Origin of the sequence: Pseudomonas brenneri (assembly GCF_007858285.1) — a bacterium.
Classification (GTDB): Bacteria; Pseudomonadota; Gammaproteobacteria; order Pseudomonadales; family Pseudomonadaceae; genus Aquipseudomonas; species Aquipseudomonas brenneri.
On the sequence record NZ_VFIL01000009.1, the window covers coordinates 247,721 to 265,241 of the forward strand.

General features: G+C 60.3%; 17 protein-coding genes and 1 tRNA gene. 10 read left to right on the forward strand and 8 right to left on the reverse strand.

The features are described 5' to 3' along the window. Nucleotides 1–2 precede the first annotated feature (2 nt). The gene (gene asnB / locus FJD34_RS20640) at nt 3–1,838 is read left to right on the forward strand and encodes an asparagine synthase (glutamine-hydrolyzing) (protein ID WP_090292767.1); all 1,836 of its coding nucleotides are present in this window, start codon (nt 3–5) and stop codon (nt 1,836–1,838) included. On the opposite strand, the gene FJD34_RS20645 is transcribed toward asnB, so the two are convergent. Continuing rightward, the gene (locus FJD34_RS20645; protein WP_032862301.1) at nt 1,835–2,773 is read right to left on the reverse strand and encodes a LysR family transcriptional regulator; all 939 of its coding nucleotides are present in this window, start codon (nt 2,771–2,773) and stop codon (nt 1,835–1,837) included. The genes asnB and FJD34_RS20645 overlap by 4 nt on opposite strands. A 301-nt stretch (nt 2,774–3,074) precedes the next feature. Here FJD34_RS20645 and FJD34_RS20650 point away from each other — a divergent pair, with 301 nt between their 5' ends. Both FJD34_RS20650 and FJD34_RS20655 read left to right on the forward strand, forming a co-directional pair. Continuing rightward, the gene (locus FJD34_RS20650; protein WP_065944509.1) at nt 3,075–3,920 is read left to right on the forward strand and encodes an SDR family NAD(P)-dependent oxidoreductase; all 846 of its coding nucleotides are present in this window, start codon (nt 3,075–3,077) and stop codon (nt 3,918–3,920) included. 2 nt (nt 3,921–3,922) lie between these two features. Then, nucleotides 3,923–4,807 (forward strand): SMP-30/gluconolactonase/LRE family protein, encoded by an 885-nt coding sequence (locus FJD34_RS20655; RefSeq protein ID WP_032862299.1) that lies wholly within the window; start codon nt 3,923–3,925, stop codon nt 4,805–4,807. A gap of 11 nt (nt 4,808–4,818) precedes the next feature. Here the strand turns inward: FJD34_RS20655 and FJD34_RS20660 are convergent, their stop codons facing one another. The 5 genes from FJD34_RS20660 to FJD34_RS20680 form a co-directional block, all read right to left on the reverse strand. After that, complete coding sequence (locus FJD34_RS20660) at nt 4,819–5,286, reverse strand: NIPSNAP family protein (RefSeq protein WP_032862298.1); 468 nt, start codon at nt 5,284–5,286, stop codon at nt 4,819–4,821. Between the two features lie 256 nt (nt 5,287–5,542). Continuing rightward, nucleotides 5,543–5,618 (reverse strand) — tRNA-Phe (locus tag FJD34_RS20665). A gap of 103 nt (nt 5,619–5,721) precedes the next feature. Further along, nucleotides 5,722–5,994 carry an oxidative damage protection protein gene (locus FJD34_RS20670; protein WP_032862296.1) on the reverse strand — a complete coding sequence of 91 codons (273 nt, stop codon included), beginning with the start codon at nt 5,992–5,994 and terminating at the stop codon, nt 5,722–5,724. Beyond that, nucleotides 5,991–7,058, reverse strand: a complete 1,068-nt coding sequence (mutY, locus tag FJD34_RS20675; RefSeq protein WP_090292769.1) for an A/G-specific adenine glycosylase — start codon at nt 7,056–7,058, stop codon at nt 5,991–5,993. Before mutY ends, FJD34_RS20670 begins: the two co-directional genes overlap by 4 nt. Continuing rightward, the gene (locus tag FJD34_RS20680) at nt 7,055–9,274 is read right to left on the reverse strand and encodes an AsmA family protein (RefSeq protein ID WP_065944512.1); all 2,220 of its coding nucleotides are present in this window, start codon (nt 9,272–9,274) and stop codon (nt 7,055–7,057) included. Before FJD34_RS20680 ends, mutY begins: the two co-directional genes overlap by 4 nt. Nucleotides 9,275–9,570: 296 nt before the next feature. Between FJD34_RS20680 and FJD34_RS20685 the strand changes: the two genes are divergently transcribed. The 7 genes from FJD34_RS20685 to FJD34_RS20715 all read left to right on the forward strand — a co-directional run bounded on the left by FJD34_RS20685 (nt 9,571) and on the right by FJD34_RS20715 (nt 15,338). Then, nucleotides 9,571–11,232 (forward strand): OFA family MFS transporter, encoded by a 1,662-nt coding sequence (locus tag FJD34_RS20685; RefSeq protein ID WP_032862292.1) that lies wholly within the window; start codon nt 9,571–9,573, stop codon nt 11,230–11,232. A gap of 238 nt (nt 11,233–11,470) precedes the next feature. Beyond that, on the forward strand, nt 11,471–12,064 hold the full coding sequence (gene hisB, locus FJD34_RS20690) for an imidazoleglycerol-phosphate dehydratase HisB (RefSeq protein ID WP_003218037.1): 594 nt from the start codon (nt 11,471–11,473) through the stop codon (nt 12,062–12,064). Then, on the forward strand, nt 12,064–12,702 hold the full coding sequence (hisH, locus tag FJD34_RS20695; RefSeq protein ID WP_032862291.1) for an imidazole glycerol phosphate synthase subunit HisH: 639 nt from the start codon (nt 12,064–12,066) through the stop codon (nt 12,700–12,702). The genes hisB and hisH overlap by 1 nt, the downstream gene beginning before the upstream one ends. Next, nucleotides 12,702–12,959: a DUF2164 domain-containing protein gene (locus FJD34_RS20700; protein WP_029295898.1), complete on the forward strand. Its 258-nt coding sequence runs from the start codon at nt 12,702–12,704 to the stop codon at nt 12,957–12,959. The genes hisH and FJD34_RS20700 overlap by 1 nt, the downstream gene beginning before the upstream one ends. 39 nt (nt 12,960–12,998) lie before the next feature. Then, nucleotides 12,999–13,736 (forward strand): 1-(5-phosphoribosyl)-5-[(5-phosphoribosylamino)methylideneamino]imidazole-4-carboxamide isomerase, encoded by a 738-nt coding sequence (hisA, locus tag FJD34_RS20705; RefSeq protein WP_003187784.1) that lies wholly within the window; start codon nt 12,999–13,001, stop codon nt 13,734–13,736. A 9-nt stretch (nt 13,737–13,745) separates the two neighbouring features. Next, nucleotides 13,746–14,516 (forward strand): imidazole glycerol phosphate synthase subunit HisF, encoded by a 771-nt coding sequence (gene hisF, locus FJD34_RS20710; protein ID WP_003171107.1) that lies wholly within the window; start codon nt 13,746–13,748, stop codon nt 14,514–14,516. Nucleotides 14,517–14,582: 66 nt separating this feature from the next. After that, complete coding sequence (locus tag FJD34_RS20715) at nt 14,583–15,338, forward strand: substrate-binding periplasmic protein (protein WP_032862289.1); 756 nt, start codon at nt 14,583–14,585, stop codon at nt 15,336–15,338. A gap of 99 nt (nt 15,339–15,437) precedes the next feature. Here FJD34_RS20715 and FJD34_RS20725 read toward each other — a convergent pair whose 3' ends face one another. Beyond that, nucleotides 15,438–16,211 carry a divergent polysaccharide deacetylase family protein gene (locus FJD34_RS20725; RefSeq protein ID WP_032862288.1) on the reverse strand — a complete coding sequence of 258 codons (774 nt, stop codon included), beginning with the start codon at nt 16,209–16,211 and terminating at the stop codon, nt 15,438–15,440. A 1-nt stretch (nt 16,212) separates the two neighbouring features. Beyond that, nucleotides 16,213–17,520 carry a S41 family peptidase gene (locus FJD34_RS20730; RefSeq protein WP_032862287.1) on the reverse strand — a complete coding sequence of 436 codons (1,308 nt, stop codon included), beginning with the start codon at nt 17,518–17,520 and terminating at the stop codon, nt 16,213–16,215. Nucleotide 17,521: the final 1 nt, after the last annotated feature.

Sequence of the window (17,521 nt, forward strand, 5' to 3'; positions counted from 1 at the left end):
ATATGTGTGGAATTACTGGTTGGGTCGATTTTTCGAGAGTCCTGACAGACCAACTGCCGGTGGTGCGCGAGATGACCGCCAGCCTCGCCCGACGCGGCCCGGATGCCGAAGGTATCTGGCAGGGCCAGCATGCCTTGCTGGGGCATCGGCGCCTGGCGATCATTGACTTGAGCGGCGGCGCGCAGCCGATGACGTTTACCACGGCGGGTGGCGCCACGGTGGCGCTGGTGTACACCGGTGAGGTGTACAACTATGTCCAATTGCGCGAGTCCTTGCGCAAGGCCGGGCATCAGTTCAATACCCAGAGCGACACGGAAGTGGTACTGCACGCCTATCTGGAGTGGGGCGAGCACTGCGTGGATCACCTCAACGGCATGTTCGCCTTTGCCATTTTCGATGAGCGCCACGGACGTTTCCTGCTGCTGCGCGATCGCCTGGGGGTCAAGCCGCTGTTCTATGCCTCGCTGGACTCGGGCCTGTTGTTCGCCTCGGAGCCCAAGGCCATCCTCGCCCACCCGCAGTTCCAGCACTCGCTGGACGTCGTGGGCCTGGTGGATGCGTTGTCCCTGTCCAAGGCTACCGCGCAGACCCCATTCAAGGGCATTCGTGAGTTGCCTGCGGGCCATCGCTTGCAATTGCTGGCCGGGCGGGCGCCGTTGGTGCAGCGTTATTGGTCGCTGGAGCGTTGCGAACACACCGACAACGAGGCGCAAACGGTGGAGAAGACCCGCGCCTTGCTGGAGAAGGCTCTGGGTGAGCAACTGTATGCTGACGTGCCGGTGTGTACGCTGCTTTCCGGTGGCCTGGACTCGACCATTCTCACTGCCATGGCCCAAAAGAAATTGCAGGCAGAGCACGGGCGAGTGGTTAACTCGTTTTCCGTGGACTTTGTCGGCCAGGCCGAGCAGTTCCGCGCTGATACGTTCCGTCCGGATCGCGACCAACCCTTCGCCCTGGCGGCGGCCGAAGCCATCGGCAGCCATCACCAGACGATCCTGATCGACAACCAGGAACTGGTGGATGAGGCCGCGCGGCAATCGGTGTTCAGGGCCAATGATTCGGCCCAGACCTTCGGCGATGTGGATACCTCTCTGCACTTGTTGTTCAAGGCCATTGGCGAGCATTCCACCGTAGCCATTTCCGGTGAGGCGGCGGATGAGGTGTTTGGCGGTTATGCCTGGTTTCGCGATCCTCAGGCCCTGGAAGCCCAGCGCTTTCCCTGGCTGTCGCGCATGCAGCTGTTGCAGAGCGAAATGATCAACCCGGACTTCAACAAACTCTGTGATTTTACCGAGTACCAGCGCGCCAGTTATGGCCAGGCGGTGGACAGTGTCGAACACCTGAGTGGCGACAGTCTTGAGGAGCGCAAGATGCGTGAGGTCTGCCACATGCATTTGCATCGCTGGCTGCCGATCCTGCTGGATCGCAAGGATCGCTTGAGCATGTACGCCAGCCTCGAAGTGCGGGTGCCCTTTACTGACCATGAGCTGGTTCATTACGTCTACAACGTGCCGTGGAGCATCAAGGGCAAGGACTGCGTGGAGAAGTGGTTGCTCAAGCAAGCCTGCGCCGACCTGGTACCGGCTGCCATACTGCAGCGCAAAAAGAGCCCGTATCCGACGTCAGCCAACCTCGCTTATGAGCAGTTCCTGCGTGGCCAGACCCGGGCGCTATTGCAGCAAGCGGATAACCCGGTGTTCCAGATTATTGATCGCACTCACCTGCGTCGCGAGCTTGATCAGCCGATGAGTCATTTCAACTCTCAACTCAAACGCAATAATCTGGAAACGGCCCTGTCCCTTGCGGCGTGGCTGAAGGATTACAAGCTGGCGCTTTAACTGAGCTGGGTGGCCAGTGTCTTTTCAACCTGGGGGGCGGCGCCGAAATCGAGCATGGATATGAAACTGTCCATCAAGGGTGATTCGTTGTGGGTGTTCCACGTCATGTAGAGGCCGATTGCCGGGTTGGGGGACGCGGTGACTGGGTAGATCCGGCGAAACAACACCTTGTCGCGCATGATCGAGTTGGCAATCGACTCGGGCACCAGGGCCACGCCGAAGCCACAGGCCACGAGGCCGATCAAGGTATGGATCTGCGCGGCCTCCTGGACCACCTTGGGATAAAAACCGGCGGCTTCACACAAGGCAATGAGCTGACTGTGATAGCCGGTGCCCAGGGCTTCCGGGGTGAACACGAAGTCTTCCCCGGCGAAATCCCTCAGGTCGATCTGGCCATCCCGCGCCTTGGGATGATGAGTGGGCATTGCCATCACGATCTCTTCATCCAGCAGCAGGCGCGACTCGACGTTTTCCGCCGAGATTGGCAACTTGCGCATGAACGCGATATCCGCTTCCCCCGAAAGGATTGCCTTGGCCTGGCTGGAGGACGGCATCTCCTTGATGATCAGTTGGACCTTGGGAAAGGTTTCTCGGAACTGGCGCAGGGTACTGAGCAGCGACTCGTAGTAGGCGATCGATACGGCGGTTACGGTCAGTTTGCCCGCGATGCCTTCGGACACCTGGCGCGCGTGTTCGATACCCAGCTCCAACTCCTTGAGGGTGCTGTAGGCCGCATTCAGGAAAGCACCGCCGGCAGGGGTCAGTTTTACTCCGCGCTTGTTGCGGGTGAACAGGCTAAACCCCAGTTTGTCTTCCAGGCGATTGATGGCCTGGCTCAAGGGTGGCTGGGCCATGTGCAGGCGAATAGCGGCCTTGTGAAAATGCAGCTCTTCAGCCACGGCGATGAATTGGCGCAGCAGGCGGGTTTCGATCATTTCTTCTGTTCCTTCATTTGAATTGATCAGGGGAGGGCAATGTTACCGGCTATTGGACGCTCGATTGAGTGTTAAATACCGTTATTTGATATTTTGGATCCGGATTTTACAAGCCTATTCAGCAGGCCTAAATGCCATGGGGAAGTTCATGGATGGGGGGAGACAGGTGAATATTCTTTAATGCTTCACAAGAGTTAAACGTTAACTTGATATAGGGTAAGTATCAATTTGCGCCGTCGTTAGTATTAAACAAGCCAGATATTCATTGTTAAGGTGAGGTGATAATCAAGAGGAAGAGCCAATGAACTTTACAGGTAAAACAGCGGTTGTAACGGGCGCTGGCCGAGGGTTGGGTTTTATTTATGCCCAAGAGTTGGCGAAATTGGGCGCCAATGTGGTGATCAGTGATGTTGGCTCGGATAACCTGGGTGCGGGGACCGATGCCTCGATTGCCATGGACGCTGCGCGAACGCTTCAGTCCAAGGGGTTTAGCGTGGTTGGCCACCATGGCGACCTTTCCACGGAGCAGGGTTGCCAGCAGTTGGTAGAGACGGCCATCAAGGCGTTTGGGCAACTCGATATCCTGATTCACAACGCCGGTTGGGTGGGTTATCAATCTATTGAAGATGCGGATGCAACTTTCATTGGGCGAGCGGTGGATATCAATATCTATACGCCTGTGTGGTTATGCAAGCATGCCTGGAAACACCTCAAAAAATCTGCTGCTGCGCGGGTGGTGCTGACTTCATCGGATCGGGCGATGTACCAGCAATATGCACAACCCGGCCTGACGGCGTATGCCGCAGGTAAAATGGCGCAACTGGGTATTATGAATGCACTGAGTATGGAAGGTGCAGAGGCGGGCATCCTGGTCAATGCGGTATCGCCGGTGGCCAAGACCCGTATGTGGGGCGTGAAGGGCGAGCCGGAAAACCTCAAGCCCGAATGGGTAGCCCCTGGCGTGATCTTCTTGGCGTCGCAGCAATGCCAGGACACCGGCTATATCCTGCGCGCCAGCAATGGCCAATTTACGGCCACACGGTTTGCCGAGAACCCGGGTGTCGACTATCCCGTCGATCTCGCCCGGATCAGCGCAGCCAGCGCCGAGCAAGTTGCTCAACAGTGGGACCACATCAAGGAGTGCTGAAAATGTCTGCTCAGGAAGAGCTACGTCTTTTTGCATCGTGCCAGGCCGACCTGGGCGAAAGCCCGGTCTGGGACGAAGCCCAAAACAGTTTGTTATTCGTGGATATCAGTGGCGGGCAGATCAATGCCCTGGATCAACAGGCCAACCTCACGCGACTGTATGAGTCGCCTTCGCGGATCGGTGCGTTGGCGTTGACCCAGAAGGGCAATCTGATTTTTGCCCAGAATGCCGGGGTTGCTATCCTCGACCGCACCAGCCTGCGGGTTATCCATAACTCCAAACTGGCCATCACCCTCTCGTCCTATCGTTTCAACGATGGTGCTTGCGACCCCCAAGGGCGTTTTGTCACCGGCTTGATGGATGAAGGGCACAGTCGAAGCACCGGCAAGCTCTATCGCTACGATGCCGGCTTGAATGCCTCGGTGATGCTGGATCACATCAGTCTGCCCAACGGCCTGGCCTGGTCGATCGACGGCACCGAGCTTTTTTTTGTCGACTCAGTGGCCTGTACCATTTACCGCGCCCGTTACCCGGCCAACGGCAGTTACCTGGAACAAGTGGCAGTGTTTGCCCAGACACCTGCCGAACTGGGCCGCCCGGATGGCCTTGCGCTGGACACGGAGGGCGGCCTTTGGGTCTGCCAGTTCAACGGCGGCTGCCTGCTCAGGTACGACCGTAACGGCGTCTTGACCCAGACCTTGCCAGTGCCAGTACCGCGCCCCACAAGTTGCTGCTTTGGCGGGCCGGACATGCGTACCTTGTTCATTACCACCGCCAAGTTCGGCATGTCGGCCGCCGAGCAGGCGGACTTCCCGGAAGCGGGAAATATTTACAGTATCCGGTTGCCTGTCCCCGGTGTTCCTCGCCACCGTTTCAAAGAGCTGTGAGCCCAGTGGCATCAAGGGCGTGGCAGGCCTGTAGGAATCAGTGAGTAATCGGTCAGTGTCATGACCTTCTCTTGAATCTCCCCCACCATCGCGCCGTGCTCTGCGGCGCTTTTTGCCTTGATGGCCGACCATTCCTGGTCGGCCATTAATTTTTCCCATCCCTGGCGCATCACGTTGGCATCCGGCCACTTGATCAGATAGACAAATTCGGTGCGCTGGTCGGTCTTGGTTTCCCACAAGGCAATGATGTCGAACCCATAGCGAGTCATGATCCGCATGGCGTGATCGCGGAATCGCTCATGAAATGCGGCTTTGTTGGTCTCGAAAATCTCGTAGATACGCAATTGATAGACGGCGTCTTGTTTCTTGGCCGGCACGGTTGTTTCCACCGGGCTGGCGTGGGCAGTCAGTGAGGGCATGAACAGGCCTGCGAATGTCATGAGGTGGAAAGCCAATAGCGTGGTTTTAAGTCCCGCCATGATTGATCCTGCCGCAAGAATGAGGGAGGGGCCGCTGATGCGGGCGATGCATGGATATTTGGGGAGCGGGAAGGCTTTGTATAATATTTTTTGCCTGACCGTTTGAGACGCGGCAGGTCTCAATGGATGCGCAAATCGATCGTCATTCACTGGGCTTACAAGGAAACGGTTGTGAACCGTAGAAAGCAAAAAACCCGCACTAGGCGGGTTTCTTGGGTGCTTTCAGGTGTGCTTGGCATCACCTGAAAACGAAAGGTGGTGCCCAGAGACGGAATCGAACCGCCGACACGGGGATTTTCAATCCCCTGCTCTACCGACTGAGCTATCTGGGCAACGGGGCGCATTAAACGGGTTTTTCAGGGGGTCGTCAAGCAAGTTTTCAAAAAATATTTAATTATTACCGTCGCTTACGTGCCGACCCCGGTTTTTGATCAATTATTGAGCAGGCGGCACGTAGCCGTCAGCCTTGGCGTAATCCTCGCCGGAAAAGTACTTGTCCATCTCGCCTTGAAGATATTTGCGATCTTCGGCGTTCATCATGTTCAGGCGTTTTTCGTTGATCAGCAGGGTCTGGTGCTTCTGCCAGTCGGCCCAGGCCTGGGCGGAGACATGGTCGAAAATGTCCTGACCCTTGGCACCCGGGAACGGGGCGCGCTCCAGGGCAGGCAGTTCTTTGTGGTATTTGCGGCACATGATGGTGCGGGTCATGACGAAACTCCTGCGTTCAATACATCGGCCGCGCGCTTCAGCAGTTTTTTTACCGGGGCGGCAAGGCCCAGGCGCGGCGGGGTGGCGAGGTTATACCAGAGCCAGTCGGCCTCGGCCACGTGATGGGCCGATTCCTCGACCCGGACCAGCCAGGGTTCGATAGCCAACTGGAAATGGCTGAAGGTGTGGACCAGCCCAGGCAGCGCTTGCTGCTTGCCCAGCGCCAGTGAGTGCTGGTTGGCCAGGTGTTCCAGGTCATTCAGGTCGTCCAGTTCCGGCAAGCTCCACAACCCGCCCCACAGGCCCGTAGACGGGCGACGGTAAAGCAGGATCGCGCCCTCATGGTTGGCCAGCAAGGGCATCAGCGTGCGCTTTTGCGGGATGGTCTTGCGTGGCTTGGGGATCGGGTAGCGGGTCTCCAGGCCCAGCATGTGCGCTTCACAGCCCTTTTCCAGCGGGCACAGCAGGCAGCTGGGCTTGCTGCGGGTGCAGAGGGTGGCGCCCATGTCCATCATCGCCTGGGTGTAGGCGTTGACGCGATCGTGCGGGGTAAAGCGCTCTGCGGTGGCCCACAGCTGCTTGGCGACCTTGGGCTCGCCCGGATAGCCTTCCTGGGCGGTAAAGCGCGCCAGCACGCGCTTGACGTTGCCGTCGAGGATCGGCGCGCGCAGGCCCATGCTGAGGCTGGCGATGGCGCCAGCGGTGGACAGGCCGATACCGGGCAGCTCGGTGAGCTTCTCGACATCGCGGGGAAACTCGCCGCCGTGCTCGGCGACGACGATCTTTGCGGTCTTCTGCAGGTTGCGTGCGCGGGTGTAGTAGCCCAGCCCGGTCCACAGGTGCAGCACTTCATCTTCCGGTGCGGCCGCCAGGGCTTCGACCGTTGGCAGCGAGGCCATGAAACGGTCGAAGTAATTGAGTACGGTGCTGACCTGGGTCTGTTGCAGCATGATTTCCGAGACCCACACCCGATAGGGGGTGATGCCCTGCTGCCAGGGCAGGTCATGGCGACCGTGCTGGTCGTACCACTCCAGTATGGCCGCTGAAAATTGCTCGTTCCTCATCGGTTGAACAAACCTTTGAGGGCGTCTTTGAGCTTGGGATTGACCTTGTCGAGCTTCTCTTCAATCTTCTCGCTGAGCTTGTTGCCCGCCATCTTGGCCGCCACCTGGCCCAGGCCGTCCTTGTCCAGGCGGCAGGCCTTGGCGCCCAGCTCCAGCGGGCCACGGCAGCGCAGCGGGACTTCGATGCCGCGGAAGTTCGAGCCTACCTGGCAGGCCGGGTCCGGCATGTCGCGCTTGTCGCCCTCGACAATGATGCCTACGCGGTAGTCCATGCCCAGCACGCGCAGGTCGATGTCGCCATTGCCATTGACGGTCAGGCCGGGGATCCGCACTTTCAGGTCCGGGTTGCTGGCGACGCCGTTACGCAAGGTCAGGTTGCCCTTGAGCTCCTGGAACGGTGTGTCCTTGCCACGCGGCTCGCTGGCCAGGGTCTTGCGATTGAGCAGGGCGATGCCGGTACACAGCTGTTGTTCAATGTTGGCGTTGAGCAGCACGCCATTGTTGATCACAAAGCTGGCACTGCCGTTGAGGCTGTCGATCAGCGCCTTCTGGCTATTGCCGCGTCCCGTCAGGTTGCTATCTAGGGTGAGTTGGCCCTTGACTGGTGGGGTTTTGCCCTGGGCCTGGAGGATGCGTTCGACCGGCACTTGCTTGATTTTGGTCTGCAGTGCCAGTACGGGCACATCTTCGCGGGCGTCAAGGTTGCCGTTGGCCTGGAACGTGCCGTTGTAGAGGCCACCGCTCAAGGTGTCGAGCTTGAGCTGACCACCCTGGCCGGAGGCTTTGAGGGTGGCATTCTCGATGGGTAACTGGCCGAGGGTCAGTTGGCCGAAGGACAGGTCGGCAATCACATCCAGCGTGCGCAGGCGTGCCAGTGGCAGCAGTTTGTCGGTGCTCCAGGCGCCTTTGGTCGGTGCGTCCGGCAGCGGTGTGGTACCACCGGCGGCCATGGCCCCGGCTTCGCTGCTCTGCACTTCGGCCTGGCGTGCGACGGCGGCGCTGTTGGCCGCCTCGGACTTGGTCGGCAGGTAGTTATCGGCGTTGAACGTGTCGGCCTTGAGCTGGACGCGCAGGGATTGCTTGGCAAAGTCTTCAACGGCCAGGCGCCCGGTAAAGGTACTGCCGTCGAGTTTCAGGTTCAGGTCTTCCAGCGCGATGCTCGAAGGCGTGCCTTGCAGGCGGCTGACCAGTTCGACCTTGCTCAGGCTGCCGGGGGCCATGGCCGGCAGTGGCTGGCCGACGCTGTCGAGGAACTTGGCCAGGTCAAACTGGGCAATCGACAGGGCGCCGCTGACCTGTGGGGTTTTATCCAGGTCGTTGACCTTCAGTTCGCCCAGCGCCCGCAGTTGGTTGAGCGAGAGCTTGAGGCTGGTCCACTCGGCAATGTTCGCCGACAGGTCCACCAGCAACTGGCCCTGGGTGGCAAACGTCACGGTCTTGCCTTGCAGCGGCTCGCCCGTGGCTTCGCCGGCGATTTTCATGTCTTCGAACTGATAGCGCTTGAGGGCACGGTCAAAGCGCAGCTCGCCGTTGAGTTCGCTCTTGACCCGCATGACCGGCTGGTTGCTGCCGAAGAACGCGGTGAGCTTGACCGGAATGCTCGCGCCTTCATGCACGGCACCGGTGCTCAGTTGGATGCTTTCGGCGCTGAATTGCTTGCCGGTCTGCTCGTCGTTGTACTCGATACGCGCGTTGTTGACCGTCAGGCTGTCGATATCCAGGCGGATCGGCTGGGCCGCTTTCTCCGGCGCTGGCGCCGTGGTTGGTGCTGGCGTCGCGGGCACCTCGGCGGTGCCTGTGGCCGCAACGGCCGGCGCCTTGCCGATATCTTCCCAGTTGCCATGGCCTTGCTTGTCACGGGTCAGGCGCAGGTTCAGGCCCTCGACGCGCACATCGCTCATCTGCACTTCGCGGCGCAGCAATGGCAGCACGCGTACCGACAGGCCAAGCATCTGCAGGTCGGCGAATGGTTGGGCAGGATTGCTCAGGGTGGCCACGCTGGCTTCATGCAGCTCCAGGCCCAGCCACGGGAACAGGCTCCAGCCGATATCGCCATTGAGCGTCAGCTCGATGTGGGCCTTGTCGCGGGCAATCTGGCGAATCTCGTCTTTATAGTCGTTGGGATCGAAGAGGTGGGTCAGGGCAAAGCCCAGGGCCACAATGATCAGCAACAGCCCGAGAAGTACCAGACCCAGGATTTTGCCGAACGCTTTCATGGGCGAGTCCTTGTATGTCGATTTTAAAATTTAGCCGCTGAGTATAACGCCGCGAGGCCGGTGGCTGTTTACGCATCGTTACATCGTGTCAAACAAAACAGATGAGCCGAAAAAGGTAGTGTCAGTTTGGTTTTTCTGTCACCGGCAAATGCTAATCTCTGCGCGTTCGCCCGCCTTCTGCGACTAAACGTCGCGCTTACAGGGAGCTTTACTCAACAGAACGGCCACGCCTCGCGTGCAAAGGCCGAGGAGGAGAGCGCCTGGCGAACACAGACTAATAACTGGGGGAAACACCAATGAGCACTAGCACTGCGGCCGGATCTACCGCCGCGCAGCCTGCGTTCCTGTCCAAGGAGCGCATCATCGCCAAGCCCGGGTTCAACCGCTGGCTGGTTCCGCCGGCCGCCCTGGCCATCCACTTGTGCATCGGCATGGCCTACGGTTTCTCGGTGTTCTGGCTGCCGCTGTCCAAGGCGCTGGGCGTCACTGCGCCGGTCGCTTGCGCACCGGACATGAGCTTTATCGCGCAGATTTTCTCGTCGTCCTGCGACTGGCCGATCTCCATGCTGGGCTGGATCTACACTCTGTTCTTTATCTTCCTGGGCTGCTCGGCGGCGATCTGGGGCGGCTGGCTGGAACATGCCGGGCCGCGCAAGGCGGGCGTTGTGTCGGCTTTGTGCTGGTGTGGTGGCCTGCTGATCTCGGCGCTGGGGATTTATACCCACCAGATCTGGCTGATGTGGCTCGGCTCTGGGGTGATTGGCGGTATCGGCCTGGGCCTGGGCTATATCTCGCCGGTCTCGACCCTGATCAAGTGGTTCCCGGACAAGCGCGGCATGGCCACGGGCATGGCGATCATGGGCTTTGGTGGTGGTGCGATGGTCGGCGCCCCCCTTGCAGCGGCACTGATGGGCCACTTCGCTTCGCCGACCGGCGTGGGCGTATGGCAGAGCTTTTTGGTCATGGCCGCGATCTACTTCGTGTTCATGATCGGTGGCGCCTTGTCCTACCGCGTGCCGCCGACCGGCTGGAAGCCTGAGGGCTGGACCGCGCCGGCGAAAAAAGCCAGCAACGCGATGATCACGCACCGTCACGTCCATGTGAACGTGGCCTGGAAAACCCCGCAATTCCGCCTGGTGTGGCTGGTGTTGTGCCTGAACGTGTCGGCCGGTATCGGCATTCTCGGCATGGCGTCGCCGTTGTTGCAGGAAGTGTTTGGCGGCAAGTTGCTGGGTGTCGATGTGCCATTTGGCCAACTGGATGCCGGGCAACTGGCCTCTATCGCGGCCATCGCGGCGGGTTTCACTGGCCTGTTGAGCCTGTTCAACATTGGCGGGCGGTTCTTCTGGGCGTCGTTTTCCGACTACCTGGGCCGTAAAAATACCTACTTCGTGTTCTTCGCCCTGGGCTTTGCCCTGTATGCGTTGATCCCGAACCTCGGCCACCTGGGCAACGTCTCGCTGTTCGTGGCGGCGTTCTGCATCATCCTGTCGATGTACGGCGGCGGTTTCGCGACCGTGCCGGCCTACCTGGCGGACCTGTTCGGTACGCAAATGGTCGGCGCGATCCATGGTCGCCTGCTCACCGCCTGGGCTGCGGCTGGCGTGCTGGGCCCGGTGTTGGTGAACTACTTGCGTGAGTATCAGTTGAGCATCGGCGTCGAACGCGCCGCAGCCTATGACATCACCTTGTACATCCTCGCCGGCCTGCTGGTGCTGGGCTTTATCTGCAACCTGCTGGTGCGTCCGGTGGCCGACAAGTACTTCATGACCGACGCTGAACTGGCGGCCGAACAGGCGCTGGGCCATGACAAGGGTGCCGATGCCAGCACGTCCCTGGAGTGGAAAGCCGCTTCCGGCACCGTGCCATTGGCCATTGCCGCGTGGCTGGTGGTGGGTATTCCGCTGGCGTGGGGCGTGTGGGTGACCTTGCAGAAGACGGCAGTGTTGTTCCACTAACACCGCTGTAGGCATGTGGGCCCGGTTCCTGTGGGAGCCGGGCTTGCCCGCGATAGAACCAGCTCGGTGTATCTGTAGTACTCAGGCGTCTGCATCGCAGGCAAGCCAGCTCCCACACTTGTACTGACATGTCTATCCCCGACACGCGGTCAGTCTTATCCCCTCCGATGTTTCTGTTTAGCGCCCGCAGCCCCTATAATGGCCACCTTTTTCGCCCAATGATTTTGCGGAGTTGGTGATGGCCGAACGTAAGGCGTCCGTCGAGCGCGACACTCTGGAAACCCAGATCAAAGCCTCGATCAACCTGGATGGCACCGGAAAGGCCCGATTTGATATCGGTGTCCCTTTTCTTGAGCACATGCTGGATCAAATCGCCCGTCATGGGCTGATCGACCTGGATATCGTCAGCAAGGGCGACCTGCATATCGACGACCACCACACCGTGGAGGATGTCGGTATCACCCTCGGCCAGGCGTTTGCCAAGGCCATCGGCGACAAAAAAGGCATCCGCCGTTATGGCCACGCCTATGTCCCGCTGGATGAGGCGCTGTCGCGGGTGGTCATCGATTTCTCCGGCCGCCCAGGCCTGCAGATGCACGTGCCGTACACCCGCGCCACCGTGGGCGGCTTCGATGTGGACCTGTTCCAGGAGTTTTTCCAGGGCTTCGTCAACCATGCGCTGGTCAGCCTGCATATCGACAACCTGCGTGGCACCAACACCCACCACCAGATCGAAACTGTGTTCAAGGCTTTCGGCCGCGCCCTGCGCATGGCCGTGGAGCTTGATGACCGCATGGCTGGGCAAATGCCTTCGACCAAGGGCGTTCTGTAATGCAGACGGTCGCGGTTATCGACTATGGCATGGGCAACCTGCATTCGGTGGCCAAGGCCCTCGAACATGTAGGTGCCGGCAAAGTGCTGATCACCAGCGATGCCAAGGTGATTCGCGAAGCCGACCGGGTGGTGTTTCCCGGTGTGGGCGCGATTCGCGACTGCATGGCTGAAATTCGCCGCCTGGGCTTTGACAGCCTGGTGCGCGAAGTCAGCCAGGACCGGCCGTTCCTCGGGATCTGCGTGGGCATGCAAGCCTTGCTCGATCGCAGTGAAGAAAACGGCGGCGTCGACTGCATCGGGCTGTTCCCGGGGGACGTGAAGTTCTTCGGCAAGGACCTGCACGAAGACGGCGAGCACCTGAAAGTCCCACACATGGGCTGGAACGAAGTGCGCCGCACCGTCGACCACCCGCTGTGGCATGACATCCCGGACATGGCGCGTTTCTACTTCGTGCACAGCTACTACATCGCCGCCGGTAACCCGCGCCAGGTGGTGGGTGGCGGGCACTACGGCGTCGATTTCGCCGCGGCGCTGGCCGAAGGCTCGCGCTTTGCCGTGCAGTTCCATCCGGAGAAGAGCCATACCCATGGCCTGCAATTGCTGCAGAACTTCGCCAGTTGGAACGGGCGCTGGTAATGGCCAAGAAGATCAAGCCGCCGATCCTCAATCTCACTCCCCAGCAGGAGAGTGAGGCGACCGACAAGATCAAGCGTTTCATGGAAGACCGCTTCGAGCTCAGGCTCGGGTCGTTCGAGGTGGCTGAGATCCTCGAACTGTTTACCACTGAAATTGCTCCGCACTATTACAACAGGGCGATTTTCGATGTGCAGACGCACCTTAAAGAAAGGTTCGAGAGCATCGAAAGCGACCTGTGGGCGCTTGAGAAACCCTGATTTTTCAAGCAATGCTGAATATCGAATAAGGTTTGCCAGATGCTGATTATCCCCGCTATCGATCTCAAGGACGGCGCTTGCGTACGCCTGCGCCAGGGCCGCATGGAAGATTCCACGGTGTTCTCCGATGACCCGGTGAGCATGGCTGCCAAGTGGGTGGAGGGTGGCTGCCGCCGCCTGCATCTGGTGGACTTGAACGGCGCCTTCGAAGGCCAGCCGGTCAATGGCGAAGTGGTTACGGCCATCGCCAAGCGCTACCCGAACCTGCCGATCCAGATCGGCGGTGGCATCCGTTCCCTGGAAACCATCGAGCACTACGTCAAGGCGGGCGTGAGCTACGTGATCATCGGCACCAAGGCCGTGAAAGACCCGGCCTTCGTCGCCGAGGCCTGCCGCGCGTTCCCGGGCAAGGTGATCGTGGGGCTGGATGCGAAAGATGGTTTTGTCGCTACCGACGGCTGGGCTGAAATCAGCACCGTGCAGGTGATTGACTTGGCCAAGCAGTTCGAAGCCGACGGCGTGTCCGCCATCGTTTATACCGATATCGCCAAAGACGGCATGATGCAGGGCTGCAACGTACCCTTCACCGCCGCACTGGCCGCCGCGACCAAGATCCCGGTGATCGCTTCCGGCGGTATCCACAATCTGGGCGACATCAAGTCGCTGCTGGACGCCAAGGCTCCAGGGATCATCGGCGCGATCACCGGCCGTGCGATCTATGAAGGTACCCTGGACGTCGCCGAGGCCCAGGCCTACTGCGATGCCTACAACGGCTGAGGACTGACCATGGCGCTGGCCAAACGCATCATCCCTTGCCTGGACGTCGACAACGGTCGGGTGGTCAAGGGCGTCAAGTTCGAGAACATCCGTGACGCCGGCGACCCGGTGGAAATCGCTCGTCGCTACGACGAGCAAGGTGCCGACGAGATTACCTTCCTCGACATCACTGCCAGCGTCGACGGCCGCGACACGACGCTGCATACCGTCGAGCGCATGGCCAGCCAGGTGTTTATCCCGCTGACCGTGGGTGGTGGCGTGCGCACCGTGCAAGACATCCGCAACCTGCTCAATGCCGGTGCGGACAAGGTCTCGATCAACACCGCCGCGGTGTTCAACCCCGAGTTTGTCGGCGAAGCCGCGCAGCACTTTGGCTCGCAATGCATCGTCGTCGCCATCGACGCCAAGAAGGTTTCCGGGCCGGGCGAAACCCCGCGCTGGGAGATCTTCACCCACGGCGGTCGCAAACCTACCGGGCTGGACGCAGTGGAGTGGGCGATGAAGATGGAAGGCCTGGGCGCTGGTGAAATCCTGCTGACCAGCATGGACCAGGACGGCATGAAAAACGGCTTCGACCTGGGCGTGACCCGCGCCATCAGCGATGCGCTGGGCATCCCGGTGATCGCTTCCGGTGGTGTCGGTAACCTGCAGCACCTGGCCGACGGCGTTATCGAAGGCCACGCCAGCGCGGTGCTGGCGGCGAGCATTTTCCACTTTGGCGAGTACACCGTTCCCGAGGCAAAGGCCTACATGGCGGCGCGCGGAATCGTCGTACGCTAAACGTCACTGGACACCATGACAGGCTCGCGGCACTCTGGGGCCTGCCATGGATTCCGGTAACCCTTGATGCTCAAAGACCTGCTTCTTGCCCTCGCCAGTTCCTCCATTTTATTGGCGGGTTCGCCCCATGCTGCCGAGCCGTCTGGTGATTCCCTGGTGTTGTTGACGGAAAACTTTCCGCCTTACAACATGGCGAAAAACGGCAAGAACTTCGCCAAAGATGAAAACATCGAAGGCATCGCCGCAGACATCGTGCGCGAAACCTGCAAGCTTGCCGGTATTTCCTACAACCTCACCCTGCGCTTCCCCTGGGAGCGAATCTATAAACTCGCCCTGGAAAAGCCCGGCTATGGGGTCTTTGTCATGGCCCGCCTGCCGGACCGTGAAGCGTTGTTCAAATGGGTCGGCCCGATTGGCCCGGATGATTGGGTGTTGCTGGCCAAGGCCGACAGCCCCATTCAGTTGACCGATCTTGAGCACGCCCGTAGCTACAAGATCGGTGCCTATAAAGGCGATGCCATTGCCCAGACCCTGGAAAAACGCGGGCTCAAGCCGATTATCGTGCTGCGCGACCAGGACAATGCGCAAAAGCTCATGGAGGGGCAGATTGACCTCTGGGCCACTGGCGACCCTGCTGGGCGCTATCTGGCGCGCCAGGTCGGTGTTTCCGGACTCAAGACGGTGCTGCGCTTCAACAGCGCCGAGCTCTATCTGGCGCTGAACAAGGAAGTGCCGGATGAGGTAGTGGCCAAGCTGCAGGCGGCGCTGGACCAGTTGCGTAAAGAGGGTGTCGTTGACGAGATCATGACGCGCTACCTGTAGGAGCGAGCTTGCTCGCGAAAAACTCACAAGCGCCGCGTTTAACCAGGCAGCTCGCGTTATCGTTGACGGTTTTCGCGAGCAAGCTCGCTCCTACAGGTTTCAGCGGTAAATTCCGTCCTTGCCGTGCCCAGCCATGGCCCGGTTGCTGCGCACACTGATCATCAGCTTGATATCAATCCACTCGATGCCCTGTGCCTTGAGCTTGGGCAGTTCGCGCTCCAATACCGCCAGGGTCTGCGGATAAGGATGGCCGATCATCACGGCCGAGCCCTGTTTGTGGGCCAGCTTGATAGCGGTCTGCAACTGCGTGGTGATGGCCGCTTCGGTGCGTTCGTCATCGAGAAATACATCCCGCGAGACATGCGCCAGGTCAATCTTCTGCGCTTCAGCGGCGGCCACGGTCTTGGCGCTGGTGCGGCTGTCGACAAAGAACTTGTGGCGGCGTTGCAGTTCACCCATCAACCAGGCCATGGCGCCAGGCTCGGCGGTCATGCGGCTGCCCATATGATTGTTGATGCCTGCGGTGTAGGGCACGGCCTTGAACGCCGCGTCCAGGCGCTTGCCTAGTTCTTCGATGGGCAGCTCCGGGTGCCAGGCGAACGGGCCGGTGGCGGGGTCCATGGGCATGTGCAGGATCACGATCTTGCCGGCCTTGTGCGCCTCGCGGGCAAATTCGGCGGCGTGAGGGGTGTCAGGCATGATTGCTGTGGTCACCGGCCCGGGCAGGGCCAGCACGCGGCGGTCGCGGGGCAGGTTCTGCCCGAGGTCGTCGATGATCAGCGTCAGGTAAGCCTTGTGGGGCTGGTTGGCAGGGTTCGCCTGGGCGACCCCTGCCATGCAGCACAGCAAAGCGATGATCAGGGCAAAACGCATATCAACGGCTGCGCGTAATGCTCAGGCCCTTGAGCAGGCTCAGCGCCTGGGCCAGCTGGTAGTCATCGTCCTGAGGCATCGGCTTGGCTTTCGGGCCGCTGCCGGTCGGTTGGTCGGCACCGCCGTTGCCATTGCCCAGGTGACCTTGCAGGTCGGCTTCCTTGAAGTACTCGTTGTCGGTCTCGTTGGTGATCTTGGCCCGACGAACTTCGATATCCGGGACGATGCCCTGGGCCTGGATCGAGCGCCCGTTAGGCGTGTAGTACAACGCCGTGGTGATTTTCAGTGCGCGCTCGTTGTTCAGTGGCAGCACGGTCTGCACCGAGCCTTTGCCGAAGCTGGTGGTGCCCATCAGCACGCCGCGTTTCTGGTCTTGCAGGGCGCCGGCGACGATTTCCGAGGCCGAGGCGCTGCCACCGTTGATCAGCACCGCCAGTGGGACGTTTTCGCTCAGGTCCTTGCCGGTGGCCGAGAAGCGCAGTTCGGAGTTGGCGATACGACCCTTGGTGTAGACGATCAGACCCTTGGTGATGAAATGGTCGACCACTTCCACCGCCGATTGCAGTACGCCGCCCGGGTTGTTGCGCAGGTCGAGGACGATGCCGTTGAGCTTCTTGCCGTTGTCCTTGCGCAACTTGGCCAGGGCCTTGGCCACTTCGTCGCCGGTCTTGACCTGGAACTGGGTGATGCGGATGTAGCCGTAGCCGGACTCCAGCAACTGGCTCTTCACGCTCTTGACCGTGATAGTGGCGCGGGTCAGGGTCACGTCAAACGGGCTGCCGCCGTCGCGTACCAGGGTCAGGGTGATTTTCTGGCCGACCTTGCCGCGCATCTTGTCGACGGCTTCGGTCATGGTCTGGCCCCGGGTCGGCTGGCCGTTGATCTTCACGATCAAGTCGCCAGCCTGGATGCCGGCCTTGGACGCCGGGGTGTCGTCGATCGGCGACACCACCTTGATGATGCCGTCCTCGGCGCCGACTTCAATGCCCAGGCCACCAAATTCGCCGCTGGTGCTTTCCTGCAGCTCGGCGAAATCTTCCGGGCCCAGGTAGGCAGAGTGCGGGTCAAGATTGCTGAGCATGCCTTTGATGGCATTTTCCAGCAGAGTCTTGTCGTCGACGGGTTCGACATAGGCTGCCTTGATCCGGTCCATGACCTCGGCAAAGGTGCGCAATTCGTCCAGCGGCAGCGGCGCCTTGGTGGTCGCGGCCATGGCTGACGGGGCGGTCTGGTCGGCGAATGCCATAGGCGCGCCGATTATCAGGGCGATCGTCAGGGCCAGCGATGTGAGGCGGGACAAATGCAGCATG